The following is a 25175-nucleotide window of genomic DNA, read 5'->3' as shown; positions in this document are numbered from 1 at the left end:
ACTTGAGACCTCTCTCACCTCAACGGAGCTTCGTCGTACCGGTCACACCCCACCGACCTGCAACGTCACAAGATCATCAGACTTTGCAATCGCCCTGGTGGTGTGGCGGATCAGCGTCGACAACCCGGAACCGACGAGGACTCATGAACGATCGAGGCTAATGGGAACTACGGAGCCGGGGAATGTTCGGTTCCGTAGCCGTCGGCAGGTGAGCACTCACAGGCCATGGATGGGATTTTCGGCTCCCTCAGCAACGCCCGGACAGGTTCCCGCCTGCACGTCCAGGAAAGGCCGAGTTGCACATGCAGGTCGAGTTCGCACCGACTACCGTGGACAGGTAGTCCCCGAACGAGTTACGACCACGACAGCGGGGAGAGTGCTCATGCATGTCATAGAGGTCCGCAAGGCCGAACTCATTGAATCCATCACCAAACAAGCAGCCGAACAAGGCATTACCGACGCCGCCATCGTCGCCCTCATCGGCGCCATCGACAGCTTCACCGTGTCCACCAACCCCGTCGGCGACCCCACCGCGCACACCTATTCCAGTTACCCGCTCCCCGCCGAGATGACCGCCACAGGCGAGATCGTCGAGGGCAAGCCCCACATCCACGCCGTGATGGCAGTCCAAGGAGACCGGGTCATCGGCGGCCACCTGCACAAGGCGCGAATCGACACCTCTTTCGCCCGCGCCTACGTGATCCCCTCCGAGCGCCACGTCGCCGTGCCCGCAGACGAGCAGATTGTGTTCGAAGAGATTCCGGACGATGGTCCTCCGGGCCGAGGACGTATCAACGACACGCGAGTCTAGCCGAGCCAAATTCCCGCAACGCAGCGAGCGCCCGGATCGTAAAACCCAACTCAACAGGAGAGGGAATAGACATTATGTCAGCTCAGACCGCATTGACCAAGTTCGACGGCGTCCTTATCACGATTCGTTCGAAGAAGTCCTTCTTCGAGGTGACTGAGGCCATCGAGTCGAGATTGCAGCGCTTCTCGACCTCAAAGTTGGCGGAATACGTGACGCACGCAGACCGCGAGGGGTTGGAGGCCTATGTCGAGGAGGTCTCAGCGCCGAGCAAGTTCTCCATCTTCTGGGAAATGGAGCAGGGCTCGGTAATGAGGCTGGCTGGAATCCCTATCGAGTCCAAGTTCTACCTGGTCGGCAACGCTGTCATCGCTCGAGGTCTGTTCCAGTACACGGCCGCCGCTGGCCTGGGAGCGCCGGTGCGTATCTGTGTCTCCCAGCGCGACGGTGAAGAAACGCGCATCGACATGGACCAGGTCACTGCCTTCTTCGGTAAATTTCCTGAAGCGAGTAAATCAGACGTTCCCAAGCTTTTGGATAAAGAGATGGTGAAAGTTTTTGAAGACGCGGCCGCCTAGCCTCAACCTTTCGTGATGGCTCGTCAGGACAGCTGACGGGCCGTTTCGGTCGTCTGGGCTGATGGCAGGCAGGGCTGGGGCCCGGCTGCCGCGTTGGGTGGGCGCCGGGTTCCACGGATCCGATTGTGGTGGTGCTGCTCGTAGGGAAGGAATGCTGCTGGTCAGCCGGGGTTCGGTAGAGCTTCGAGTCGGCGAGGGCGTCTGTGATGACGCCGGTCCAGGGCCAGTGCTTCGCGAGGCGGAGGATGCGACGGCAGCCGGTGGTGACAAGCTGGGCGGCGGCGCAGAACAGCCGCAGCCGCAGACGGCGGGGCTCCCACAGCCGGGCGCTGCCGGTGAGAGCGAGCATCGGCATCCAGGCCGGCAGGTCCAGGGCGATCTCCAGCCAGACCTGGTTTTGTGCGGCGTCGTGCAGGGGCCGGTGGCGCGGGCGGCGCGGATTGTGGTCCTCGGCCCTCGCTGTCGGTGGCGCAGCTCCAGCTCCGCGATCGGGGTGCCGGTGGTGTTGGTGGCGAAGCACGTCAGCCGCATCCCGTCGGCGTCGGTGAAGCGCAATTGGGCGCCGGGGTGCGGTCGTTCTTTGCGGACGATCAGCCGCAGCCCGCCTGGCCAGCCGTCCAGCACGTCCCCGGCGAGTTCGGCGACCCACGCGCCGTCGCGGATGTCGCCGTCGGGTTCGACGGCCGGCGTCCAGGCTGAGGCCGGGACTTTCACGACGGCCTGGTGGATGTCCCATCCGGCTTCGGGCAGCCGGACTCCGAAGCAGTATCGGCCGGGTTATTAGGAGACCTCCCCGCGAGCCCCCGCGAGCTGGGGTCCCCATAGCATCCGCCGCAAAAACACCGGATATGGCTGACCGGCAGATCAGAGAAGGTGAGCGCCATATCCGTTGTTTTTGCGGCCGATGATCCGGCTACCCCGAGCTGCGGGAACGGTTAGGCCGCCAGGGGCGTACGGCGTGTAGGTATGCCGAATTCGCCTTCGCCGCGGGATGGGGCCATCGCTTGATCGTTATCTCAGGGTGTGGGATCCGGTACGGCGTCGGCCATCGAGAAGGGCTCGGGAGAGCGCCAGGGCCGCAGCCAGCTGATCTCGTTGCGCGGGGCCTGGCGTCCGCAGCGCTCGCAAAACTCGCCGTTGGTCAAGGCTTGGCCGCAGACGCTGTGGATCACGCGCATGGGGTCAACCGGTTCGGAGGGCCTGGTGTGACTCACGCCCCAATTGGCCAGGGCGTTGAGCACTGGCAACATATCAGCGCCCGCCGTGGTGAGGCGGTATTCGTGCCGGGTGCGGCCGCCGTCGCGGTAGGGCACCTTGGTCAGCAGGCCGGCTTCCACAAGGCGCCCCAGGCGATTGGAGAGGATGTTGTCAGCTATGCCGAGCTCCGCGCGCCACGCATCGAAGCGCGACGTCCCGAGCATGGCGTTGCGCATGATCAACAGCGTCCAACGTTCGCCCACTGTTTCGGCGGCACGGCCGATCGGGCAGGGGACATCGCCGAGTTCAGTTTGCCGTCTGCTCACATGTACCTTCCTTCGTAGGAAAGTTTACCCCTGTTTTGCCCGGTCCGTTGTTGCGCCGACCGATCAGGCTCCTCTCGTCCGCGCCAGTTTGCCGTCCCAGCTTCAGCCGCAACGCGACTAGCTCTGGACGCTCGGACGGCTCCTCCATCATGTGGGCGGGGTGGTGCACCCCCGCTGAGCCCGGGGGACGTCGCCGTGCCGGAGCACCGGTGCGCGGAAGGTGGGCGACATTAGAGGAGTTGCCAGGTCAGGGCGGCGTTGTACTCCATCCCGTCCTTCACGAGCGGCTCCACCAGGGACAGGCGCAGCAGGTCGTCGCGTAGATCGACCCTGCGGGCGACCACGGTCTCGTCTGTGCGGGGACTCGCCGGACGATGCTCCATGGGGCCGACTCTGTGGAGTGGCGAAGGGTGCCTGGTTGCGGAGTTGCTCAGGTGGTCGCTGGCGGCGATCAGCAGGGCGGCGGCTGTTCGGGCCAAACGCCCCAGCACTGGAGGAGCTGCGGGTGTGCTCTTTGATAACTGCGGTGATCTGGCGCGGGAGGTTCGTGATCTTCTCAGCGAGTTGCTGCGTCCGTCACGCGAGAAGGCGCAGCGCGAAGAGGGCTGCGGTCGTGACTGGGTGATCCGATGCCTTCGGGTCCGGGGCCACGAGCATAGCTTTCACCACCCGCCAGATCATGCCGGCGGCGAAGCCCACGCTGGTGGCGGCCGTCAGGTGATCAAGGTCCCGGGTCTTGTGGGGCGAGGTCCGGAAAAGTCGGGCATTATAACTTGTGAATTAAAAGTCATGATCGTATGGTATTGATCGTATATGTAGACTTGTAGTAAGCAAGTCAGCGTGCGTTGGCAGAGGCCATGCAGCTGGCGCTCTGCGCAGGGATGGAACACGGGCAAACGCCTGTGCGACCCACCAGTGCTGCATCACGTAATCGCGTGGCCCACCTCGTTGAGGAAGTGGGCAAGAGAGCAGATAGGGATGTCTAAACAGAAGATGATCAGCGAGCCGAATGCAGGGAATGGCACGTTGCCGGCCGCCGGACTGGCCGTGGAGCGGCGGCTCGAAGGCGAGGTGGAGGTGTTGACGATGCGTCAACGCCCGCACAACCTCCTCGGCCCGGCGCTCTGTCGGTACATCATCGACGCCATGACCTGGGCGGGCACCTCCGGCGCCCGTGCGGTGCTGCTCCGCAGCGGCCTGCGACACTTCTCGGCCGGCGCGGGATTGGACCAGATGCTGGCAGCGGCCGACGAGGGCGAGAGCGTCCTCGACTGGCCCCTACTGGACACTCTGCGGGCCTTGGAGGACCTGCCGCTGCCCATCGTCGCGGCCGTACACGGCACGTGCCTGGGCGGCGGTCCGGAATTGGCACTTGCCTGTGACCTGACCGTAGTCAGCGAGTCCGCCAAGATCGGCTGCGTGGAGGCCAGCGTTGGGCTGCACCCGTTGATGGGCGCCGTCCAGCGCATTGCTGAGGAACGTGACACCTTGCAGGCGCCCGTTGATTGGCGGCGGGTCCCCGCCTTCCAGGGTGAACACAACGAGGACGTGCTGGGCGAGCTCGGTTACCCGGGGGAGGAGATCACAGCGCTGCGCCGCAGCGGCGCCCTCATCCGGCCCGGACTGGAGAACTACGCCGGCGTCCCCACCGAAGGAGCGTGATGTATGGGCGTCGTGCGCGACGGCGTTACTGCCATATCGGGAACTCATACGCAACCGAAACTGTCGTGGAGACTGCTCGTAACCTATCGTTACGGACCGCTCGCGCTGGCGCTGATGTTGATCATTGTTTTCGTTGGCACTGGTCTTCTGCTGCCAGCAGTCCAGCACCTCGCGTCGCTCATGGTCGTCGTCCCCGCAACGACCGCCGCTCTGGCCGGACCGCGATTGACCGCCGCAGTCGCGGCACTCTCCTGTCTGGCTTCCTTCGCACTGGACGCGCGCGACAATCTGCTGAATACGATTGATCCTGCGGTGCACGTGGTGGCGATCCTCCTCGTTTCAGGATTCGTCATCGCTTCCCGCAGCCTTCGGGAGCGAAGCGTCGCGGAACTCGCAGAAGTGCGTGCCGTGTCCGAGACCATCCAGCGGGTGCTGCTGCGCCCTCTACCGTCACGCATTGGCTCCCTGCGCATCCGGTCTGCATACCACGCCTCCCAACCGCATGCCTTGATCGGCGGCGACGTCTACGCGGCGGTGAGAACCCTGGACGGCGTACGCATTCTGATCGGTGACGTCAAGGGCAAGGGTCTGCCAGCTGTCGAGGATGCGGAAGCGCTACTAGGGGCATTTCGCGGAACTGCCCGCAAAATCTGCTCTTTGCCGGAACTCGTGGCCGAGCTCGAGAACAGCGTGAGGAACCATTTCGAAGAAACGGCCTTGGTCGATCACGACGCCATGGAGCGTTTCATCACCGCACTGATACTCGAAATCCCAGACGGCAGCGATAATGTGCGAATGATCAATTGCGGGCACCCCCCGCCGTACCTGAACCGGCGGGAAGGAATCAGCCTCGTATCACCCGCGCGGCCCTCTCCCCCTCTGGGCCTCAACAGCTTGCGCGCGGAAGACTACTCTGTCGATACATTCCCCCTCCTCTTCGAAGGCACTCTCCTCCTGTACACCGATGGCGCGATCGAAGCCCGCAATGCCGACGGACAGTTCTACGACCTCGGCGCCCACGTTGCATCGTGGCCGGGCTCGAAGCCGGAGGATCTGCTTCAGCACGTGATCGACGGCTTGGTTGCACACGTAGGAGGGAAGGGAATCGACGACGACATCGCCATGGTCGCGCTGCAGTACGACCATGCATGCATCGGGACATCACTCTCCAGGTGACTGTTTAGGGGTTTCAGCTGGTTGTGGGCAGCATCCATGGCCGTTCGGCGAAGAGGTCGCGTAGGGCGGTGAAGGGATTGATGCCGTGTTTGCGCACGGTGGAGATGTAGGAGCGGATCCGGGCGAAGCGTCTCGCGCCGGTCAGGGTGCGCCAGGAGCCGGAGACCTTCTGTTGCACCTTGATCATTCTGAGGTCGCGCTCGGCGGCGTTGTTGTCGAAGGGGACCGCGAAGTCGACCATGTAGCGCTGGTACTCCTCGGTGCGGTCCCGTAGCCGCTCGGCCAGCGCGCGGGCCTTGGACTTCGGTCCGATGCCGGAGTAGGGGTTGACGGAGATGCCGCACAACGCGGCCTGGCGGTAGCGCTCTTGGAATGTGGAGAGTGTCGCGGGGGCCAGGGCGTCGTGTCCGGCGGCTGCCGCGTCGGCGACCGCGTCCTTGGCCTCGATGAGCGTCTGGATCATCGTGTTCGCCCAGGCGGGGTCGCGGCGGGTGTCCTCGGTGACGGCGATCAGCTCGCGCAGGACGTGGGCCCCGCACAGCGCCTTGGTGTTGCCGTAGATCGTGTAGGAGGCCAGGGCGTCGGTGACCAGGGTGCCGGTGAAGGCGGGCAGCACCCCGAGGTCGTCCATCGCCTCCCGGCCGCGTTTGGCGTGGATGCCGTAGAAGGTGACCAGGTGGGTGCACATCACGTGCAGCCAGTGCAGTTTCCCCGCCACCCGCACCCCCGACTCATCGGCGTGCGCGACCGGGGCCGCGGCCAGATGCTCTTTGACCTGTTCCTCGAAGCCGGCCAGCCTGGTATGGGCGCGGGCCAGGACGGACAGCACGGTGCCGGTCGAGATCGGTAGGCCGAACAGGCAGTCCATCGCCTCGGCCAGCCGCTTGGCCGGCAGGTGCTGGTACGCCGACAGATAGCAGATCGCCGCCCGCACCCCGGCCCCCTACACGGCGGACGCCGGTACGTGCTCCGGAGCCGTGGCCGCGGTGGTGTGCCCGCAACCGCAGACCGCCAGATGCAGCCGGTGCTCGGTGACCTCCGGAGCGATCTCCGGCAGATCGAAGACCTGCCGGGCCCGATACCCCGCGCTCACGGCGTCGGCCAGGTCATCCCCGCATCGGCCGCAGGCGGCCGGATGGTGATCGAGTATCGCGTCCGGGTCGGCGACCTGCTCCAGTCGGCCGCCCGGGTCGCCCTTGGCCCGGCCCGGTTTGCGCCCGGTGCGCTGCCGCAGCGACTTCGGCGCGGGCTTCTTGCGCAGCCCGTCACTGGACGGAGGCCTGGAGGAGTTGTGCGAGTCCGATGCGACCTGCCGCTCCAACTCCGCGATCCGCTCCGCCTGCGCGGATACCAACAGCTTCAGCTCAACGACCAACGCGGCCAACTCCTCGTACGAGGGCGGCGACGGCTGGGCGGAGGACACAAGATCAACTTACCGGACCACGGTGACCGCTCCGCACCACATCACCACAGCCCGCGCGTGGCCCTAAACAGTCACCTCTCCAGAGGCCACACTCAAACTCCGCGTTGAGCGACCAGATGGTGCGATGCCCGGCAGCGGTGACCGGACCGGCGCGGAGTGGCCGCTCACGCTGGAGCGCTTCGTTACGGACGTCTGAGCTGAGGTGCCCCGAGGTTTCTGGACAGGGACCCAATAGGGTTGCCCTGAAGAGGAAGCGAGACAGAAGAACCTCGTTTCACCCGTCGCCGACGTGACCTCCCCTTCCGCGGCTCCCCGGACTTCTCCCCGCTGAGCTCGACGCTTCTGCTGGGCTTCCCTATCCGGTCGGCGAGGCCTCGGTGTTCTTCGGGACCAGGCGATTGGGCACCGTGACGACGTTCTGGCTGCACAATCCCGGCAGGCCTTCCCACGCGTCGGTGAACGCGAGTACAACTTGCATTGAGAAAGTCAGCCCTCTATGCTGATTGTGTACTGAATCACAAGCCAGTCGGGCGGGGCTGATCTCACCCTGCACCTCTCGCTCGTCGAGCCTCGCGGCCGGCGAAACGAAATGCAACGCCGTGGTGCACGCCGCGACGGCGACGCTCGGCGCCACGGTGGAAGAGCACCGGGACAAAGCTGGCCCCAGGACCCTCAAACCGGCGGGCAACGTACCCGAACCGTGGCGGCACCGCTATCCCATCGCTGTCAGAACTGCTCTCAGAACTGCTCTTTCCACTCTGCCGACCAATGAGGCCGACAAGATCCCGGAGCGAATAATGGACCCATTGCTGGAAGAGGTGCTTGAGGCGCACGGCGGTCTCGACCTCTGGTCCGGTCTGACCAAGGTCACCGCCCGGATGTCGATCGGGGGCCCGATCTGGGCCATCAAGGGGTGGCCCGACGCACTCGTACAGGAGACCGTCGAGATCGATACCAAGGTGGAGCGCAGCGTCTTCACCCCGTTCACCCGGCCCGATCTGCGGTCGGTGTTCGAGGTGGCCCCCGAGCGGGTCACGCTGGAGACGCTGGACGGGGAGCAGGTCGAGCAACGGACCGACGCGCGGGCGGCGTTCAAGGGGTACGTCCGCTCCACTCCCTGGGACGTGCTGCACCTGGGGTATTTCGTCGGCTACGCCTTCTGGAACTACCTGACCGCGCCGTTCGTGTTCACCTATCCGGGGGTGTCCGCCCGCGAGATCGAGCCCTGGCGCGAGTCGGGGCAGACCTGGCGCCGGCTCCGCGTCACCTTCCCGGAATCGATCGCGACGCACAATCCCGAGCAGGTCTTCTATTTCGACCACAAAAGACTGCAACGCCGCATGGACTACGTCACCGAGATTCTCGGCAGCACGCTGGTTGGTCATTACACGAGCCACCACGAGACTTTCGGTGGACTCGTGGTGCCCACCCGCCGCCGCGTTTTCCGGCGGAATCCCGACGGCACGATCAATCTCAACATGCCGTCCATCACGATCGATGTCCAGGACGTCTGCGTCGAATAGCGCGTCACTCAAATTTCCGGCGTCGGAGAGGAAAAACCCAGCATGTCCACCGTTCCCCGTACGATCCAGCACACCAGTCGCCGACTTCTGGTGCCTCTGCCCATGCAGTACGACAAGGCCGTGAAGGCCTACGAGCAGCTGGTGCCGCGCGTCGACGCCGCACGGTTCGCCCAACTCGCCACCTGGGACGCGGTCCTGGAACTGGCCGACATCAACGCGCCGCTCGGATTCATGATCTATTGGCGTGCCGATGTCACTGCCACCATGGCCGGATCCCCGTCCGGATGGAAAAGCACCGAGTACCTGATGGGCAATCACACGACCGCCGAGCGCATGCACCGCCACGACCCGTCGGCCATGCTGCACGCACCGCTGAGGACCGTCATCTATGCGGACGCCGACGGTGACACCTATTTCGCGATCGACCAGCCCAGCGCACTGTTCTCCAGCTACGACAACCCGGCCATCACCGAGGTCGGCCTCCACCTCGACTCCCTGGTGGCCGGATTGCTGACCGAGCTCGACGCGCCGGTACCTGCCGAACTCCAGCACTGACCGCGTGGTGAGGCGCCGGACGGACGGGCCTCATGGCTAGCGAAGGGGTGGCGCATCTTCGTCGACGGCGTCGGTGGCCAGGTAACTGCGGGCGTCCTTTTCGCTCTGTACGTGAGCTTGTGCCGAGCTGTGTACAGGCCTCGCTGCGGGGCCGCCGCCGTGCTCGACCCGTGCGCCGCGCCGCGCCCGCCGACGCCTCCAGGTGCCCGTCCCGGCCGATGGATGCGGTCCTCCAGGCCCTGTTCTTGTGTTCTTGTACAGCTACGGCCAAGCGGCCTCTAGCTCTAAATAACCGTCTGGCAATAGTTGTGGTCTTCTGGTCTTCACTCCGGCCCTGCCTCGCCAAGAGCGTGTACCGGCAACGGTGGAAGTGAATTGCACGTTCAGCTATCGCCGCTGATCAGCAGAGGCGAATGACCAATACTGTCCGTCAGATCCACCGTTCTCTGACCAGTCCCTCCTCACAGAAACCGGACTGACCATCAACCCCTGACAACCGAAGGCGACATCACGAGTTCAACCTCAGTAGTAGTCGTACCGCGAGATTGCATGCCGGGCGCGATGCGCCAGTAGAGGATACGATCAGAACCAGCCAGTCTCGCGCTTTAAGCTCTGACATCTTGATCTCCTCGGTGATGTTGGAGAAACAACATGGCGTATTTCTGCAACTCGCTCACAGGAGGAACGCATGATCGATCTGCTTGCACAGGCCATTGCCGCACATGGCGGCCTTGAACGCTGGAAAACATTCAACAAGGTGACCGCTACGGTCCTCGGCGGCGGGGGCTTGAAGCCGATGAAAGGCCTCGAAAACGATCCCCCACAGGAGAGGACGGTCACGCTTCATGAGGAAACTGCGTTTATCAGCTCGTGGGGCCAGCCGGACTGGCGCATGGCTTTCACGCCCGACCGGGTCGCGATCGAAACCATCACGGGTGACACCGTCAGCGAGCGCTCCGCTCCAAAGGCCTCTTTCGCTGGCCACGTTCTCGAGACGGTGTGGGATCCGCTTCACCGTGCGTACTTCAGCGGCTACACGATATGGACATACCTCACGACACCATTCTTGATGGCAATGCCGGGGTTCGAGGTCGCCGAAATCTCGCCTTGGCAAGAAGGTGGGGAGCTCTGGCGCGGGTTGCGCGCGCGGTTTCCAGATGCAATCGCCAGCCATAGCCAAGAACAGGATTTCTACTTCGGTGACGATTTCCTCCTGCGCCGGCACGACTATCACCTTGATGTGGCAGGTAGGGTCCCGGTGGCGCAGTATGTCAACGAAATTGTGGAGGCTGATGGGTTCCGCTTTCCGACCAAGCGCCGTGCATACGTGCGTGGGCCTGGCCTGAAACCGATTCGCGACCTGCTGCTGATCTCGCTCGACCTGAGTGATTTCCGGCTCGAGACATAGCTTGTGGGCCCCCGAAAGTCGGCCACCTTATGCCACCAGGGCTGCGTCGTTCTCGTAGAGTGTCGGCTTCGATGGGCAGTCGGGTGCTCGGGATGCTTCGCGGTCCGTGTTCGGGGTGGACGGACACGGCAGCTGTAAGTCTTGATCTTCATAGTGGGGTCAGCAGATCGCGGCAGCGGTCACGTTGTTACACCTCCTCGAACTCCTCGGCGTCCAAGTCACACAAACCCGCTGGCCACAGACCTGAAACGGGGACCCGCGAAGTACGGACCTAGACTTTCAGCAGTGTCAGCTCTGGTGATGGTGACACCTGCGCGACGGCGCCCAATGCGAGTTGCAAGTCTTCTCGCACGGGACCGACGCCGGAGGCGCGCATTACTGGTCAAGCTCGGTCATCGCTGCGAGCGTGGTCGCCTCGTCGGCGGCGGGCAGGCCCACGACGCCCCCTGCCCGCTGAAGCGCTCATTTTGCATATATCACACTATTAGTATTCTTGACATGCAATCGCCGCAAAGGTGATATCTCTAGCAGGGGACATCTCTTCCATGGTGGTAAACGAGGGAAGGACGCCCGCCGCAGTGGCGGGGTCCTCCGAGGTGGTCGGCGCGCCGATCGCGATGGTCGACGCGGATGGGACGGTGGTCGGGTGGACGCAGGCTGCCCGGCGGCTGCTCGGCTACTCGCCTGCGGAGGTGGTGGGCCGACCCGCCGGGGTCGTGCTGGTGTGTGGGGCATCCGCCCTCGCAAAGCACTGCGGGGGTCCGAGTGACTGGTCCGGCGTTGTGGGGGTTCGCCACCGCGACGGCCACAGGCTCGATGCGAGCCTGCGGGTCTCCCGGCTTTCCGGGCAGGGCGGCAGCGCCCGTTGGGTCGTCTCGGTGACCAACATGGCCGCGGTCTCCCCATCGGCGGTGAACGGATTGAGGCCGTCGTCGCTCCTGGCCCGCGCACCGATCGGGATTGTTGTCCGTGACTCGGATCTACGCTGCGCCTGGGTCAACGACGTCGCAGAACTCCTCGACGGCGTCCCTCCCGAGGTGCGGCTGGGCCAACAGCTGTCGGAGGCCATGCCCGGCGCCTGGGCCGAAGCACTCGAGGCGGAGATGCGTCAGGTACGGGAAAGCGGCACTCCGGCGATCGACGTTGAGTACTCGGCGGTGCCAGAGGGTGGCCGGTGCACGGGCTCCTTCTTCCGCTTCGACGACGCCGACGGCAACGCGCTGGGCGTGTGCGCCATGCGGGTGCATGTCGCCGTCCGGAACCGGATACGCGAACACCTGGCGATCCTGAGCGAGGCCGCCACGCGTATCGGCATCACTTTGGACGTCATGCGCACCGGGCAGGAACTGGCCGACCTCGCGGTGCCATTCCTCGCCGACTTCGTCACCGTCGACCTGGCGGAGTCGGTCCGGCTCGGCGAGGAGCCCCTGGCCCGGCTGCGCCCGATGGGCGAGCACATCCCCGTCTTCCGTCGCGCGGGCCTGGCGTCGATCCGCCAAGGGGCCCCGGAGGCCCTGTGGGCGCGGGGGGAAGTGGTCTTCGTCCCGCCGACCTCGCCGCACACCCGCGTGCTGTCCACCGGGGAGTCCCACCTGGAACCGGTCATAGACACCTCCCCCGGCACGTGGTTCGACCAGGACCCGGCACGGGAGGAGAAGCACCACGAGTACGGAATTCACTCCTGGATGTATGTGCCGATCCACGCGCGCGGCACGGTGCTGGGCGTGGCGGTCTTCATGCGTACAGAGAACCCGGTGCCGTTCGAGGAGGACGACCTGGTCCTGGCCGAGGAGCTCGTCGCGCGGGCCGCGCTGTGCCTGGACAACGCCAACCGGTACACCTGCGAACGCGCTGCGGCCCTGGCCCTTCAGCGCAACCTGCTCCCGCAGCGCCTGACCGGCGGCCCGGCCGTCGAGGTGGCCTCACGCTATCTGCCGGCCGACATCCACCACGGCGCCGGCGGCGACTGGTTCGATGTGATCCCGCTGTCCGGCGCCCGGGTGGCCCTGGTCGTCGGCGACGTGGTCGGCCACGGCATCAACGCCGCCGCGACCATGGGCAGGCTCCGCACCGCCGTTCACGCCTTCGCCGACCTGGACCTGCCCCCCGACGAACTGCTCGCCCAACTCGACGACCTGGTCATCCGCCTCACCGAGCAAGACGGCGACACCCAGGGCCCGGCCACCGCAGTCCTGGGGGCCACCTGCCTGTACGCGATCTACGACCCGGTCACACGACAGTGCACGATGGCACGGGCCGGCCACCCCCCGCCCGCGATCATCGACCCGCACGGCCACATCACGTTCCCCGACCTCCCCGCCGGAACCCCCCTCGGCCTCGGACTGTCCTCGTTCGAATCCGTGGAGCTGAACCTGCCCGAGGCGAGCGTCCTCGCCCTCTACACCGACGGCCTGATCGAAACGCGCGGACAGGACATCGACGCCGGGATGGACCGCCTGAGCACAGTCCTGGCACAACCCAGCCTCCCACTGGAAACACAGTGCTCGGCCGTCATCGACGCCCTGCCCACCCAGGCACCGCACGACGACGTCACCCTGCTCCTCGCCCGCACCCGCAGACTCAGCCCGAACCACGTCGTCTCCTGGGACCTGCCCACCGACCCGGCCGTCGTCAGCACCGCCCGGTCCCTGGCCACCCGCCAGCTGACCAAATGGGGCCTGGAACGCCTGGCGACGGCCACAGAGCTGATCGTCAGCGAACTGGTCACCAACGCCATCCGCCACGGCACAGGCCTCATCCGCCTGCGCCTGATCCGGCACCAGCTCCTGACCTGCGAAGTCTCCGACAGCAGCAACATCCTCCCGCGCCTGTGCCACCCCCGCACCACCGACGAGAGCGGCCGCGGCCTCTTCCTCGTCAACCGGTTCTCCCACCGACAGGGAACGCGCTGCATAGCGGGCGGCGGCAAGATCGTGTGGGCAGAACAGGAACTGACACCCGGGATCTGAAACATGCAGTGACTCTCGCGGTGGTGCCCCGGCCGCGCCCGATGCCCTGCGCTTGCGCTATGAGCGACTGGTCGCGGGTTCCCACGCTGATGCGGTTCACCCCCGCCGACGCCGAGATGCTGCTCAGCTACCTGGCCCGCCTCCTCGACGACGACCAGTCGAAGGCCGTCATCAGCAGTACCGCACGCTCATGCGCCTGACCCACCCCCACCCCTGCCAGACGCACCGCATCACCAACCTGCGCACCATCCTGGAGGACGCACAGCCCACGAAGGCCGACCGCTACGCCGTGCAGATCACGGACCCCCACATCACCGCCGCCGCCTACGTCCTCGACGTCGCCGCGCTGCGCGGGGGAGCGGCACTGCTCGAGGCCAAGCTCCGTGCAAACTCCCCCGTGACCCCTGTGGGGTTCCAAAAGTCCCGTATGGGTGCTGACCTGTGTGTTTGCCAGCTCTTGTGATGTTCATCAGGCAGTGTTGCGGTACTCGTGGATGAGTCCGCCGAGGACGTCGTGGCGTTGGATCCGCTGGGTGGGGAAGGGGATGACGTCGGGGTCGTCGGCAGGGGCGCGAAGTTGCAGGGCTCGGTGAGGTCGACCGGAGTTGTAGTGCTGGGCGTACTCGGCGAGGACGTGGCGCAGGTGCTGTTCGTTGTAGATGAGCAGCGGGTCGGTGCATTCGGCTCGGGCGGTGCGTATGAACCTTTCGATGTGGGCGTTCATCCTTGGGGCCTGCGGCGCGCTCTTGAGAAGCTTGATGCCGTCGGTGGTGAAGACGGCGTCGAATGCTTGGGTGTATCGGCTGTCGCGGTCGCGCAGCAGGTAGCGGAAGCCGGAGGCGCGGTCGCCGAGGTCGGACAGTAGGTTTCGGGCGAGCTGGGTAGCCCAGGCCGCGGTCGGGTGGGCGGTGACGCCGAGGATGTGCACGGTGCGGGTGCCGATCTCCATGACCGCGAACACGTACAGCCGCTTCATGACCACGGTGTCGACGTGGAAGAAGTCCGCTGCCAGCAGGCCGGAGGCCTGGACGCGCAGGAATTCGCGCCAGGTGGGACCTCCATGGGGGCTGCGTCGGGGTGCGGGGCCGAGGCCGGCGCTGCGCAGGATGCTGGGGGCACCGCCCGGCCGGAGGCTGGGGGAGGATGGTCGAGGCACCGATGCAGTGGCCGAGGCGCCGCAGCTCGCCCTGGATGCGGGTATGGCCCCATGTCGGGTTTTCGTGGGCGAGGCGCAGGATCAGGGCGGTGAGCTCTTCGGAGATCGGCGGCCGTCCGATGTGCGGCGGTTTCTGCTTCCACTTCCAGTGAAGCAGGCGGCGATGCCATGTGAGCAGGGTAGTGGGGGTGACCAGGCGGTGCCGGCGCAGGTGGGATGGCAAGTACCGGGCGAGGGCTGCGAGCACGGCGCGGTCTGGCCAGGCGAGACGCGGCCGTGCGCCGAGCCGGCGGCGCAGCACCGCGTTCTCGTGACGCAGCGCGAGCAGCTCGACGTCCTTGGCGTCCTGCGAGCGGGAGAGCAGCAGGAGCAGTCCGAGGAGCCTCAGGAAGATCAGGTAGAGCATGCGCAACGCCATGCAGTCCGAGACTGCCATGATCGCCCGGAACTGCAAAGTGCCTGATCAGAAGCTACGCGTGAATTCTGGCACCCTACACGCTTCGGCGGTCCGCACCCGGTCCGCACGGGCGCAGAGGTGGGGCCGGTGCGGGGGAGTGGCTTGCCGCCTCCGCGGCGGTGGCGTCGCCCTCCTCGGGCGGTCCGCGTGCGCCGTGTACTGCCGGGTCGGTGGGCTCGATTAACGGAAAGAAGCGTTTTCGTTTAGGATGGGCGCATGCCCCGCTTGAGTGAAGAGCGCCGGGAAGAGCGCCGTCGCCACATCCTCACCAGCGCTTGGAGCTGCTTCTCCCGCAACGGCTTCCATGCCACGTCGATGGACGACGTCATCGCGGCGACGGGGATGTCATCGAGTGCCGTCTACCGGTACTTCCGCAGCAAGGACGAGCTGATCGACGCCGCGGCCGACGAGGCGCTGAGGCTCATCCGAGACCTGTTCGATCGCCTGCTCGACCAGCATCCGACGCCGTCGCCGGCAGATGTGGTCACGGCGATGTGCGACGAGGTCGCGTCCAGGACGTCGCATCCGGACTACGACCTGACGCGGATCGCGATCCAGTCGTGGGGTGAGGCGCTGCGCAGGCCGGAACTGGAGGAGCGCAGCCGGTCCTTGTATCTCAGCGTGCACGGTCGGCTCGTCGAGTTGTCCGCCCGCTGGCGCGAGGAAGGCCAGCTGTCTGCCGAGGCGGACGACGCACAGATCGCCACCGTGTTGATGAGCTTGATGCCCGGGATCCTGGTGGGTCGGAACCTGGTCGCGAATGTGTCGGCGGCCCATCTGACCGGCGGATTGTCGGCGTTGGGCGTCGCGCTGGGCACGAGGTGACCCGGGCGCTGCGTGCGCCCGGCGGGTCGTGGACGGTTCAGGACTGGGGAACGAGCAGTTCCGCGTGTGGCGGGCCGTCGGCCAGGTTTTCCGTGTTCTTGCGGAAGGCGGACATGTGAGTGGTGCCGTGGTGTGCCGACTGTGCCGCCTGGTCGGCCCACTGCTCGTAGACGACGAAGGTGGCCGGGTCGTTCTGCGCCCGGTGTACCCGGTACCCGAGGCACCCGGCCTCCTGACGGGTGGCTTGGGCGAGGGTGCGCAGATGGGCGTCGAGTTCGTCCTCGCGACCGGGTACCGCACCGATTGTGGCGACCACGCAGACGGCCGAGGTGGCGACCGGGCCGGTGCCGAGCCACGGGGAGGCGACGTCGACCTCGGATGCGTCCAGTCCGTGCGGTTGTGTCGTGTACAGGCGCAGTCGGAGTCCGTCCGGATCTGGGATCACCAGCAGCCAGCCCACGAGCGCGACGAGCGGTGGTGAGTGGAGGATGTCGAGGTCGTCGAGGTGCGTGATCCACCGATCGAGGGCGGCACGGTCGTCGACGGCCAGGGTGAGGAAGTCGTACCGGCCGAGCGCGGCGGCCGTCGCCGGGTCGAGGCGTAGCTCGAGGAGCGTGCCCAGGCCGGGAACGTCGAGGATGACGGCGTACAGGGTGCCGTCGGGTCGGCGGTGGTCCAGCTCGGTCAGGCGGCGGGCGCCGAGGACTTCGGTGTACCAGCGGGCGCTGCGATCGAGGTCGCTGACGGGCAGCTTGAGGTGGTGAATGCCGCCGGGCGCGGGAGGTTGCGGGGTGGCCATGGTCATTCCTCCTCCGTGGACACGTCGGCGGTGCGGTCGACGTGGACGCCGCGGCGCCACAGGTCGGTGATGTCCCGCAGGGCGGTGATGTCGGCGAGCGGATTCCCCTCGACCAGGAGCACGTCGGCGCGAAGGCCGGGGGCGATGCGGCCGCGGTCGTCGAGGCCGAAGGCGTCGGCGGGCGCGGAGGTGGCCGCGGTCAGGGCTTCTGTGGGGGAGAGCCCGGCCCGCACGAGCATGGCGAGTTCACCGTGGTAGCTGATCCCGTGGGTGGTGGGGTGGGTCGTGCTGCTGGTGCCGTCCGTGACGGCCAGCAGGGGGACCCCTGCGTGGAGCATGCGGGCGGCCGCGTCGGCCGCGTGTCGTACGTCCATCGTCACCGGTCCGACGCGCTGCCGCGGGTCGGTTGTGCGAAGGCGGTCGAGTCCTTGCAGCCACTCCGGGTCCGCGAAGGGCCGCAAGGTTGGGTCGTCAGCGAGTGCGAACTCGGCCGGGACGCCGCTCATGCCGGCCAGCGCGACCAGCGTCGGTACCACGAACACCCCTGCCCGGACGGCCGCCTCGATGAGCTCGTCGTCGGATCGGCCATCGGCCGGGGCGTGGGCGAGGCCGTCGATGCCGCAGTCGATGGCCTGCCGCGCCGAGGCCCGTGTCAGCGTGTGCGCGGCCGTCTTCAGATCACGGGCATGAGCGGCCCGCACGAGCGCGACGACCGTCTCGCTGGACATCGTCGGCATCGGGGTACTCATCGCGGTGCCGTCCTCGATGAAGATCTTGAGATGGTCGGCGCCCTCAGCCACCCGCTGCTCCACAAACGCGTCCGTGTCCGCCGGGCCGACGATGGTGGGGAAGGGCGCGATCATGCCGAGCTCGACCAACTGGGTCGGGTGGCCGTGCGGGGCGGTGGCGCCGGTGGTGGCGATGCGCAGGTCGGCCAGATTGTCCCGTTCCCGCGCGGCGGCGCGCAGTGTGCGGGCGAGTTCGGGGGTGCCACCCATGTCGAGCTCGGTGGTGACGCCGAAGACCAGCGATTGACGCAGCTGGCTGAGGCCGGTGGCGTGGGTGTGGGCGTCGATCAGGCCGGGCAGCAGCGTACGGCCGGTACCGTCGACGACCGTGGCGCCGGCCGGGACGGCCAAGCCGGTGCCGACCGCGGAGATGGCGGGCCCGTCGAGCAGGACATCGTGCCGCGGCTGGAGTTCGGTGCCGTTGAATACCGCGACATTGCGGATGAGCGTGGACATGGCTGTGTTCCCTCAAGGCAGCGAGTTCGTCGGGATGGGCAGGTAGCGGGGGACCCGGTCGGCCACCGCGGCTGGATCGGCGGGCACGTCACGCGCGGCGAGGTAGCCGTCCGGGCGGACCAGCAGGGTGGTCGGCAGGTCCGGGACGTGGACAACGGCGAGCATGCCGTTGTCCGGTGCTTCCTGTGCCGTGGCGCCCGGTAGCGCAAGCATCCAGCGCAGACCGGCGGACGGAACGGTGGTCGGCGAGACCCGCGTACCGACGCGGGGCGAGCCGTGATCCAGATCGGCCGGATAGCCGATGTCGAGCTGGGCAAGCTTGGTGGCGACCCAGTCCGTGGCGCCCGGGGCGGTGGCGGCCACGGCCAGGACGTCGTTGCGGAGTCGCGCCGCGCCCGGCTCGCGGAGAGTGGCCAGTCGCGTGAACTGGCTGGTGAACAAGACCAGTCCGACGGCAACCGGGTGCCGCTCGGCGTGGTAGCTGTCGAGCAGTGCGTCCGGTGCGAGCCCGGTCAGGACGGCGTACAGCTTCCAGGCCAGGTTGCCCGCGTCCTGGATGCCGGTGTTCATGCCCTGGCCGCCGGCCGGGCTGTGGGTGTGCGCCGCATCCCCGGCCAGGAAGACCGGACCCGTGCGGAACCGGTCGGCGACACGTTCCTGGGCGCGGTACGTCGCGGCCGCCACGACTTCTTCGACCCGGGTGCCGCCACGCGGGCCGCGCTCGGACAGGAGGTGTTCCACGTCCGACGGGCCGGGCTTGTCCCAACTGGACGGTGCGGGGGTGACGATGCGGTGCAGGCCGCCCGCGAGCGGCGACAGCAGCAGCATCCCGGCCGGCGGACAGGAAAAACGTCGTGTACGCCCCGTCGGCGGCCTCGGCGCCCGGTTTCAGGCGTACGTCGGCGATGGCGAAAGCCTGCTCGGGCGCCTCGCCCGGGAACGCGGTCCCAGATGCGGTCCGCACCGCGCTATAGACACCGTCGCAGCCCACCAGATAGCGGGCCGAGATGGCGTGCAGCGCACCGTCCGGCCCTGCGACGGTGGCCGTGACCCCAGGAAAGTCGGCAGCGAACCCGAGGAACCTGTGGCCGCGCCGCACCGCGCCGCCCAGCTGTTCCAGGTGGCGCAGCAAGTGCTCCTCCGTGGTCTGCTGCGCCACAAGCAGCACATAGGGATAGGGAGTGTCCAGCTGGTCGTAGGACGCGCTCAGCAGCGTCTTCTCGCGGTCGCGCAGGCGAAAGCCCTGACCGCGCGCGCCCGCCTGGACCAGCGCCTCGGCCACTCCGATCCGGTCCAGATACTCCAGCGCCCGCGGTTGCACGGCCGCCGCCTTGCTGCCAGGCGCAAGCCCGTCGTGACGATCGATCAGGACGTGCTCCACACCCAGTTCGCGCAGGCTCACGGCCAGCGCCAGCCCGGCCGGACCGGCGCCGACGATCAGCACGTCGGTGCGGGTCGGGAGCGGTGGAGCACTCGGTGTCGGGCCCATGGCAACCCCCTAAAAGAGAAACGTTCGTTTTCGTTTTTACTTTGAAGTCAACATCGGTGGGGTGATAGCGCAAACGAACGTTTCCGTTGGAGCGGTGCCGGGGTGGCCACCGTGCCCTACCGGGTTCCGGAGGTGAGGGGCGGTCGGGGCGACGGATCACGCACGGGCGGGCCTCGGGGCGTCTGAGTGCGGCGCGGGCGCGCTGGGAGTATGCGCAGTCGCTGGACGGCGAGGCGCTCGCCCGCGGCGTACACATTTTGGCCGGGCATCTCAGTCGCGAGGTTCCGGCTCGCCTACGGCGAGTCTCCGTGCGGCTACCTGATGGCGCGGTGTATCGAGCGCGCGATGGCGCTGCTGCGTCGTGTCCACCTCAGCGTCATCGAGGTGTGTTTCGCGGTCGGCTGCTCGTCGCTGGGCACCTTCAGCACTCGCTTCACCGAACTGGCGGCGGTCAGCGCTGGTGCCGCTCCGAGCAATCGGTTGAACTGCAGGTGGGGGGGTGAGGATGTCCGCCACCGTGACCAGCACGATCACCAGCAGCGGGGAGGAGCGCCGCCTCGGACGGCCGTGCCTTCTCCCGCCTCCGCTGGGAGAGCCGCTTGTCTGCGGGGCCTGCTCAGCGGAACGGCGGGCTGGCCACGGTGGCGTCTTCATGCGGCGGATCTCGTCGCGGCCGTGCGCGGTGGTGCGGGTCTTGTTCGAAAGTGGCCACGTCTCGGGTCGGTGTGGGGCGGCCCCATCAGGACGACCGGGTGGTGCTGAACGGGATCGTGTGGAAGGTGCGCGCCGGTTCCGCGTGGCGGGACGTGCCTGAGCGGTTCGGGCCCTGGCTCCTCCTGCCCGCCGCCTCCTTGATCGGGTATCCGGCCGCGCTGCCTCGCGGCGACATGGCGGACAGACCGTCGATGCACTGTAGGACAGCGCGATCGAGTTCCGCCGTTTCCTGGCCACACGGTGTAACGCGGTGGGCGGCCAGGGCGGCGAGGTCGTCGTCGCGGGTACCGGAGACGTAAGCGCGCAGGTCCTGGTGGAGGTGGTCGAGGAGCTGGCGGGGCGGGGCGGAGGCCCATTGGCGGACGCGGTGCGTGAGGGGGTAGAACCTCCCGGTGGAGTCGCGGGTCTCGCTGACGCCGTCGGTGTAGAGCAGCAGGCGGTCGCCGGTGGCGAAGGGGATGGTGTCGACCTGGTAGTGGTCGCCGAGCAGGGCGGCCATGTTGATGGGTGGTGACGGCGCGCTGGGTTCCACCTCGCGCACTTTCCCGTCGTGCAGGAGCAGCGGCGGGGGGTGGCCGCAGTTGACCAGGCGCGCGACGGGTTCGTCGGCGGGGATCTCGACGAGCAGGATGGTGACGAAACGCTCCAGCGCTTCATCGCTGGGGACGTCCTTGCCGTAGTGGTTCATGCCGGCTTCGAGGCGGGCTGCCAGGGACGGAAGGTCGGGGGCGTCGTGCACGGACGCCCGGAAGGAGCTGAGCATGACCGAGGCGACCTCGACGGCCGGAAGCCCCTTGCCGCGCACGTCGCCGATGATCAGCCGCACCCCGTGCGGGGTCTGCAGCGCCTCGTAGAAGTCGCCGCCGATGCGGGCGTGCGCGGCGACGGCCTGGTAGAGCACCTCAATGTCGACCTGTCCGAGACGGGGCGGGACCGGGCGCAGCAGCACCCGCTGCACGGTCTCCGCCACGGCGCGGACCTCGGCGAGGGTGTGCTCCCGGTGCTGCCGTACCCGGCTGCCGTATGCGGCGGCCAGGGTGATGGCAGTAATTGCGAGCAGGGTGAAATAGCCCGGTGTCTGGCCCAGGTCGTGGTTGGCGACGGCGGCGAGGACTATGTCGGCCGTCAGGGCCAGCAGCCCGATGCCCAGCGTGCCGGTAACGGTGAACATAGCGGCGGCCAGCGCCGGCGCCGCTCCGAACAATCGGTTGAACTGCAGGTGGGGGGTGAGGACGTCCACCACCGTGACCGGCACGATCACCAGCAGCGGGGCGAGGAGCGCCGGCCCGAACGGCCGAGGCTCCTTCCGTATCCGCCGGGAGAGCCGCTTCGGGGTGATCACACGCCTGAGCGAGCGAATTACAGGCATGAGTGATTCCCTAAGAAGCTGTTGTCTTTCCGGATGTGATCGCTGACTTTCCGCTGGTCAGGCATGGTTTCGGTGTTGCCGAGGGAGGCTTGGACCGTTCTGTTCGTCGAGGGCGGTGTGGAGGCGGTCGGTGTCATCGGTGAGGGGCTTGCTGGAGGAGCGGGAGCGGGTGGCCCGGGTGGCCGTGGAGGAGCTTCAGGCGGAGGCGGACCGGATCCTGGCCGCTCTCGGTGAAGCCGAAATGGTGCTGGAGCGCCGGGTCATCGCGCGGGAAGAACTGTCCGAGGCCCTGGCCGTTCCTGAGGAGGTGAGAGACGTGCCGGCGCCGGACGTGCCTGGTCAGCGGCCGCCGCCGGCGGTGGGCAAGGCCCCGGTCGCCCGGTCGAGAGTGCCGGACCGGCGGGAGGGCATGACGGTTCAGTCGCTGTCGTCGGAGTACCGGAAGATCGTGGAGCTGTTGGAGGCCGAGCCCGGACTCGGCGTGGAGGGCATGCAGGCGAAGGAGATGACGGCCCGGCTGGGGCTGGAGTTGACAGCGGCGAAGATCGAAGGGGTGCGTTCGAGAGCGAAGCGGCTGGCCGAGAGGGATTGGGTGGAGCGGACTCCGGAGGGCAGGTTCAAGCCGCGAGCGTCGTCACCGGCGAACTGACAGGCACAGTGGTGCGGGTGGTGCGGGCCAGGCGGCGGCTCATGAGCATGGTCTGCGACCAGTAGATGAACGCCTCGCTGCTTTCGGGCAGGGTCTCGAAGTCCCGGACCAGGCGACGCGAGCGCATCAGCCATCCCAATGTCCTCTCCACCACCCACCGGCGCGGCAGCACCACAAAGCCCTTCATGTCGTCACTGCGCTTGACGATCTGCAGGGTGAGCTGCAGTTTCTCCTTCGCCCAGTCCACGAGGCTGCCGGTGTATCCGCCGTCGGCCCACACCAAGGTGAGCTCGCGGAACCTCTCCCGCAGCCCGGGCAGCATGATCCGGGCGGCCTGGCGGTCGGTGACGTTCGCGGCGGTCACCATGACCATCAGGATCATGCCGAGACAGTCGGTGATGACGTGCCGGCGCCTGCCGTTGATCTTCTTCCCGCCGTCGTATCCGCGTGACGCGGCGGGCACCGAGGCGGCCGCCTTCACCGACTGCGAGTCGATGATCCCCGCGGTCGGCTCCACATCCCGGCCCTCGGCGAGGCGGACCTTGTCGCGCAGCCGGTCGTGCAGTTCCTTGGGCAGATCGTTCTTCCGCCACCTGCGGGAGAAGGCGTAGACCCGGTCCCAGGGCGGGAAGTCCACCGGCAGGGATCGCCACTTCGTGCCGTTGTCGGTGACGTAGAAGACCGCGTCGATCATCTGCCGGTGGCAGTAGCCCTCCGGCCGGCCTCCCCTCCCCTCCAGCCAGCCCGGTGTCGGCATCTCGTCACGGACCACCGCCCACTGGGCGTCCGTCATATCCGAGTTGTAGACCGGGGCCCTCTCCGGCTGATCGGCCGCGTTCCCGAACCGGTGAGCGAGGCAATCGCACGCCGAGCGCGCCGAGTTGAACTCCAGGGACGTAACCGCGTACAACTGCGACATCAGGGCCTCCGGGGCGCACGGGTTGGACTCAACACCCCTCGTGCTGCACCGGAGGCCCTGTCTTCATGCGCTCCGCGACCGGAGATCACCCGGCCAAGCCCGATGTTCGATCAGAACCGCATCCATGATCGATAGGAATACGGCTTCTAAGAATGTTTGGCGGTCCGGGGGGACCGGGTGTGGCTGATGGCGAATTTGCCGTTGATGGCTCGACTCGAGGGGAGGGGCCGCCCGGTCTTCCGGCGTCGACGCCAGCAAGGGCCATCACACTGCGGTGGCGGTTCACACTGGACCACCAACTCCTGACCTTGGACGAGCGGATCAAGGCCAACGACCGGGAGATCCGCGAGACCTTCCGCACCGACGGACGTGCCGGGACGAGTCCAAGCGCGGCATGGGGACCGGTCCTGGATGCCAAGTGGGGGCCTGGACGACCGCGTACATCCCGGCCGTACACCCCACCGGCCCCTGACCCGCCACGGCCCCGGCGAGGCATCCCCGCCCCGGCCCTCTCGTCCCTGTGCTGGCCGTTCACCCCGCCACGTACCCCCGCGCTGTGCCGCTCGCAGTATGAGCGGGCCCCCGCTCGGCTGGGACCTCGACAGCGGTCGCGATGCGGCGTTCGTCGGCGGTGATGGGGAGGTCGTTGATGCTGGCATAGCGCTTGCGCATCAGGCCGTTCTCATCGAATTCCCAGTTCTCGTTTCCGTAAGCGCGGAACCACTGGCCGCCGGCGTCGTGGTACTCGTACTCGAAGCGCACGGCGATCCTGTTGCCGGTGTGGGCCCACAACTGCTTGCGCAGCTTGTAGTCCAGCTCGCGCTCCCACTTGTCGGTCAGGAACTCGGCGATCTCCTTGCGGCCGTTGAGGAACACGTCGCGGTCGCGCCATTGGGAGTCCTCGGTGTAGGCGAGGGCAATCGTCTCGGGGTCGCGGGTGTTCCAGGCGTCCTCGGCGGCCTGCACCTTGAGCAGGGCGGTCTCCTCGCTGAACGGCGGTATGGGCGGCCTCTTGTCGGTCATGGCACTCTTCTCCCTCACTTGGAGAACGATCGTTCTCAGCTCTGTGCTGTACTGTAGGAGAACGTTGGTTCTCGGGCAAGGGGGAAGAGTCTTGGACCTTGAGACGGCGCGGGCACGAGTGCTGGACACGGCCGAGGAGCTGTTCTACGGCCGCGGAGTGCAGGCGGTGGGAATGGACGAGATCCGCTCGGCCTCCGGGGTCTCCCTCAAGCGTCTTTATCAGCTCTTCCCCTCCAAGGGCGACCTGGTGGAGGCGTATCTGCGCAGGCGGGACGCACGCTGGCGGGCGGCGCTGGCCGGTTATGTCGATACCCGGCCCGCCGAAGTGCGCGTCCTGGCGGTCTTCGACTGGCTGTACCAGTGGTTCGGCGAAGACGACTTTCGTGGCTGCGGCTTCGTCAATTGCTTCGGTGAGCTCGGATCCACCTCTCCGGTGGTGGCCGACGTCACCCGCGCCCACAAGCAGGCGTTCCAGGAGTACCTGGCCGGCCTGGTGGCCGCTACGGGCGGGTCGCCGGAGCTGGCCGTCCACCTCGCCCTGCTGGCGGAGGGCGCCATCACCACGGCGTCCATCGCGGGATCCCCTGAGCCCGCCCGTCAGGCCCGCGCCGCGGCCATTCTCCTACTAGACCGGTACTTCGCAGGTCGCTGAAAAGGTTCGCCGAAGCAGCCTCGCAGTGTCCGATGCCGACCGAGTCGGACTGACCGAGGCGACGAGGCTGCGATTCAGACCGATGATCGATCGAGTCTGTCCGATCGATCTTCACGATCGGGTGACCTGCGGAGTACGCGACTAGAGGCAATACCGGCCCTGGGTATTCAGCGAAATTGGGTGATCTGACACCCCGGTAGCGGAAAGGTGCCGCTGACCTGCAAGGATGCGAGTGTCTAGGTCGTATCCGCTGC

General features: G+C 67.0%; 24 protein-coding genes and 6 pseudogenes. 17 read left to right on the top strand and 13 right to left on the bottom strand.

Going from position 1 to position 25175, the window contains the following annotated elements:
- Positions 1-382: 382 nt before the first annotated feature.
- Together EFK10_RS03325 and EFK10_RS03320 are read left to right on the top strand one after the other, a co-directional pair.
- On the top strand, positions 383-811 hold the full coding sequence (locus EFK10_RS03325; RefSeq protein WP_127354275.1) for a PCC domain-containing protein: 429 nt from the start codon (positions 383-385) through the stop codon (positions 809-811).
- A 74-nt stretch (positions 812-885) separates the two neighbouring features.
- On the top strand, positions 886-1386 hold the full coding sequence (locus EFK10_RS03320; protein WP_127354271.1) for a hypothetical protein: 501 nt from the start codon (positions 886-888) through the stop codon (positions 1384-1386).
- A 161-nt stretch (positions 1387-1547) separates the two neighbouring features.
- Here EFK10_RS03320 and EFK10_RS03315 read toward each other — a convergent pair.
- The 3 genes and pseudogenes from EFK10_RS03315 to EFK10_RS46935 form a co-directional block, all read right to left on the bottom strand.
- Positions 1548-2115: pseudogene (locus EFK10_RS03315) on the bottom strand (transposase); the annotation flags it as partial.
- 287 nt (positions 2116-2402) lie between these two features.
- Positions 2403-2909 carry a winged helix-turn-helix transcriptional regulator gene (locus tag EFK10_RS03310; protein WP_127354270.1) on the bottom strand — a complete coding sequence of 169 codons (507 nt, stop codon included), beginning with the start codon at positions 2907-2909 and terminating at the stop codon, positions 2403-2405.
- 230 nt (positions 2910-3139) lie between these two features.
- Complete coding sequence (locus EFK10_RS46935; protein WP_164835801.1) at positions 3140-3292, bottom strand: hypothetical protein; 153 nt, start codon at positions 3290-3292, stop codon at positions 3140-3142.
- Between the two features lie 595 nt (positions 3293-3887).
- Here EFK10_RS46935 and EFK10_RS03300 point away from each other — a divergent pair.
- Positions 3888-4571, top strand: coding sequence for an enoyl-CoA hydratase/isomerase family protein (locus tag EFK10_RS03300; protein ID WP_206305286.1), 684 nt, complete (start codon positions 3888-3890; stop codon positions 4569-4571).
- A gap of 3 nt (positions 4572-4574) precedes the next feature.
- Positions 4575-5747 (top strand): PP2C family protein-serine/threonine phosphatase, encoded by a 1173-nt coding sequence (locus tag EFK10_RS03295; RefSeq protein ID WP_127354268.1) that lies wholly within the window; start codon positions 4575-4577, stop codon positions 5745-5747.
- Between the two features lie 13 nt (positions 5748-5760).
- Here the strand turns inward: EFK10_RS03295 and tnpC are convergent, their stop codons facing one another.
- The gene (tnpC, locus tag EFK10_RS03290) at positions 5761-6681 is read right to left on the bottom strand and encodes an IS66 family transposase (protein ID WP_206305285.1); all 921 of its coding nucleotides are present in this window, start codon (positions 6679-6681) and stop codon (positions 5761-5763) included.
- 9 nt (positions 6682-6690) lie between these two features.
- A complete protein-coding gene (locus EFK10_RS48420) occupies positions 6691-7170 on the bottom strand; it encodes a DUF6444 domain-containing protein (protein WP_206305284.1) in 480 nt (159 codons plus the stop codon).
- 599 nt (positions 7171-7769) lie between these two features.
- Here EFK10_RS48420 and EFK10_RS03285 point away from each other — a divergent pair.
- The 6 genes from EFK10_RS03285 (at position 7770) to EFK10_RS03265 (ending at position 14088) form a co-directional block, all read left to right on the top strand.
- Complete coding sequence (locus tag EFK10_RS03285; RefSeq protein ID WP_127354267.1) at positions 7770-8693, top strand: hypothetical protein; 924 nt, start codon at positions 7770-7772, stop codon at positions 8691-8693.
- A 42-nt stretch (positions 8694-8735) separates the two neighbouring features.
- Positions 8736-9248 (top strand): DUF302 domain-containing protein, encoded by a 513-nt coding sequence (locus EFK10_RS03280; protein ID WP_164835800.1) that lies wholly within the window; start codon positions 8736-8738, stop codon positions 9246-9248.
- 688 nt (positions 9249-9936) lie between these two features.
- The gene (locus tag EFK10_RS03275) at positions 9937-10656 is read left to right on the top strand and encodes a hypothetical protein (protein ID WP_127354266.1); all 720 of its coding nucleotides are present in this window, start codon (positions 9937-9939) and stop codon (positions 10654-10656) included.
- Between the two features lie 545 nt (positions 10657-11201).
- Positions 11202-13625 (top strand): SpoIIE family protein phosphatase, encoded by a 2424-nt coding sequence (locus tag EFK10_RS03270; protein ID WP_127354265.1) that lies wholly within the window; start codon positions 11202-11204, stop codon positions 13623-13625.
- Positions 13626-13684: 59 nt separating this feature from the next.
- Positions 13685-13825, top strand: a complete 141-nt coding sequence (locus tag EFK10_RS46930; protein WP_164835799.1) for a hypothetical protein — start codon at positions 13685-13687, stop codon at positions 13823-13825.
- Complete coding sequence (locus EFK10_RS03265; protein ID WP_127354264.1) at positions 13816-14088, top strand: hypothetical protein; 273 nt, start codon at positions 13816-13818, stop codon at positions 14086-14088. Before EFK10_RS46930 ends, EFK10_RS03265 begins: the two co-directional genes overlap by 10 nt.
- A 6-nt stretch (positions 14089-14094) precedes the next feature.
- On the opposite strand, the gene EFK10_RS52515 is transcribed toward EFK10_RS03265, so the two are convergent.
- Positions 14095-14781, bottom strand: a complete 687-nt coding sequence (locus tag EFK10_RS52515) for an integrase core domain-containing protein (protein WP_322973271.1) — start codon at positions 14779-14781, stop codon at positions 14095-14097.
- 7 nt (positions 14782-14788) lie between these two features.
- Between EFK10_RS52515 and EFK10_RS52510 the strand changes: the two genes are divergently transcribed.
- Positions 14789-15244: a hypothetical protein gene (locus EFK10_RS52510; protein ID WP_322973270.1), complete on the top strand. Its 456-nt coding sequence runs from the start codon at positions 14789-14791 to the stop codon at positions 15242-15244.
- A 210-nt stretch (positions 15245-15454) separates the two neighbouring features.
- Positions 15455-16063: a TetR/AcrR family transcriptional regulator gene (locus tag EFK10_RS03255; protein WP_127354263.1), complete on the top strand. Its 609-nt coding sequence runs from the start codon at positions 15455-15457 to the stop codon at positions 16061-16063.
- Positions 16064-16100: 37 nt separating this feature from the next.
- On the opposite strand, the gene EFK10_RS46925 is transcribed toward EFK10_RS03255, so the two are convergent.
- The 4 genes and pseudogenes from EFK10_RS46925 to EFK10_RS53055 all read right to left on the bottom strand — a co-directional run.
- Positions 16101-16862 (bottom strand): antibiotic biosynthesis monooxygenase, encoded by a 762-nt coding sequence (locus tag EFK10_RS46925; RefSeq protein WP_164835798.1) that lies wholly within the window; start codon positions 16860-16862, stop codon positions 16101-16103.
- Between the two features lie 2 nt (positions 16863-16864).
- Positions 16865-18106, bottom strand: a complete 1242-nt coding sequence (locus EFK10_RS03245) for an amidohydrolase family protein (RefSeq protein ID WP_127354262.1) — start codon at positions 18104-18106, stop codon at positions 16865-16867.
- 12 nt (positions 18107-18118) lie between these two features.
- Complete coding sequence (locus EFK10_RS52505) at positions 18119-18934, bottom strand: FAD-dependent monooxygenase (RefSeq protein ID WP_127354261.1); 816 nt, start codon at positions 18932-18934, stop codon at positions 18119-18121.
- A 16-nt stretch (positions 18935-18950) separates the two neighbouring features.
- Positions 18951-19595, bottom strand: a pseudogene (locus tag EFK10_RS53055) (FAD-dependent monooxygenase); the annotation flags it as partial.
- 155 nt (positions 19596-19750) lie between these two features.
- Between EFK10_RS53055 and EFK10_RS49440 the strand changes: the two are divergent.
- Positions 19751-20048: pseudogene (locus tag EFK10_RS49440) on the top strand (helix-turn-helix domain-containing protein); the annotation flags it as partial.
- Positions 20049-20320: 272 nt separating this feature from the next.
- Positions 20321-20425 (top strand): annotated as a pseudogene (locus tag EFK10_RS49435) (transposase); the annotation flags it as partial.
- 143 nt (positions 20426-20568) lie between these two features.
- Here EFK10_RS49435 and EFK10_RS49430 read toward each other — a convergent pair.
- Positions 20569-21480, bottom strand: a pseudogene (locus EFK10_RS49430) (PP2C family protein-serine/threonine phosphatase); the annotation flags it as partial.
- 328 nt (positions 21481-21808) lie between these two features.
- Here EFK10_RS49430 and EFK10_RS03215 point away from each other — a divergent pair.
- Complete coding sequence (locus tag EFK10_RS03215; RefSeq protein ID WP_127354259.1) at positions 21809-22327, top strand: hypothetical protein; 519 nt, start codon at positions 21809-21811, stop codon at positions 22325-22327.
- Here the strand turns inward: EFK10_RS03215 and EFK10_RS03210 are convergent.
- Positions 22296-23120 carry an IS5 family transposase gene (locus EFK10_RS03210; protein ID WP_127354258.1) on the bottom strand — a complete coding sequence of 275 codons (825 nt, stop codon included), beginning with the start codon at positions 23118-23120 and terminating at the stop codon, positions 22296-22298. The genes EFK10_RS03215 and EFK10_RS03210 overlap by 32 nt on opposite strands.
- Before the next feature lie 413 nt (positions 23121-23533).
- Between EFK10_RS03210 and EFK10_RS53050 the strand changes: the two are divergent.
- A pseudogene (locus EFK10_RS53050) lies at positions 23534-23668 on the top strand (IS110 family transposase); the annotation flags it as partial.
- Positions 23669-23777: 109 nt separating this feature from the next.
- Here the strand turns inward: EFK10_RS53050 and EFK10_RS03200 are convergent.
- The gene (locus EFK10_RS03200) at positions 23778-24269 is read right to left on the bottom strand and encodes a nuclear transport factor 2 family protein (protein WP_127354256.1); all 492 of its coding nucleotides are present in this window, start codon (positions 24267-24269) and stop codon (positions 23778-23780) included.
- Positions 24270-24360: 91 nt separating this feature from the next.
- Here EFK10_RS03200 and EFK10_RS03195 point away from each other — a divergent pair, with 91 nt between their 5' ends.
- Positions 24361-24921 carry a TetR/AcrR family transcriptional regulator gene (locus tag EFK10_RS03195; RefSeq protein ID WP_127354255.1) on the top strand — a complete coding sequence of 187 codons (561 nt, stop codon included), beginning with the start codon at positions 24361-24363 and terminating at the stop codon, positions 24919-24921.
- The last annotated feature ends 254 nt before the right edge of the window (positions 24922-25175 follow it).

Origin of the sequence: Streptomyces soli (assembly GCF_003999195.1) — a bacterium.
Classification (GTDB): Bacteria; Actinomycetota; Actinomycetes; order Streptomycetales; family Streptomycetaceae; genus Actinacidiphila; species Actinacidiphila soli.
The sequence above is the reverse complement of the archived record's forward strand: the minus strand, read 5'-3'. Positions and strand labels throughout refer to the sequence as shown.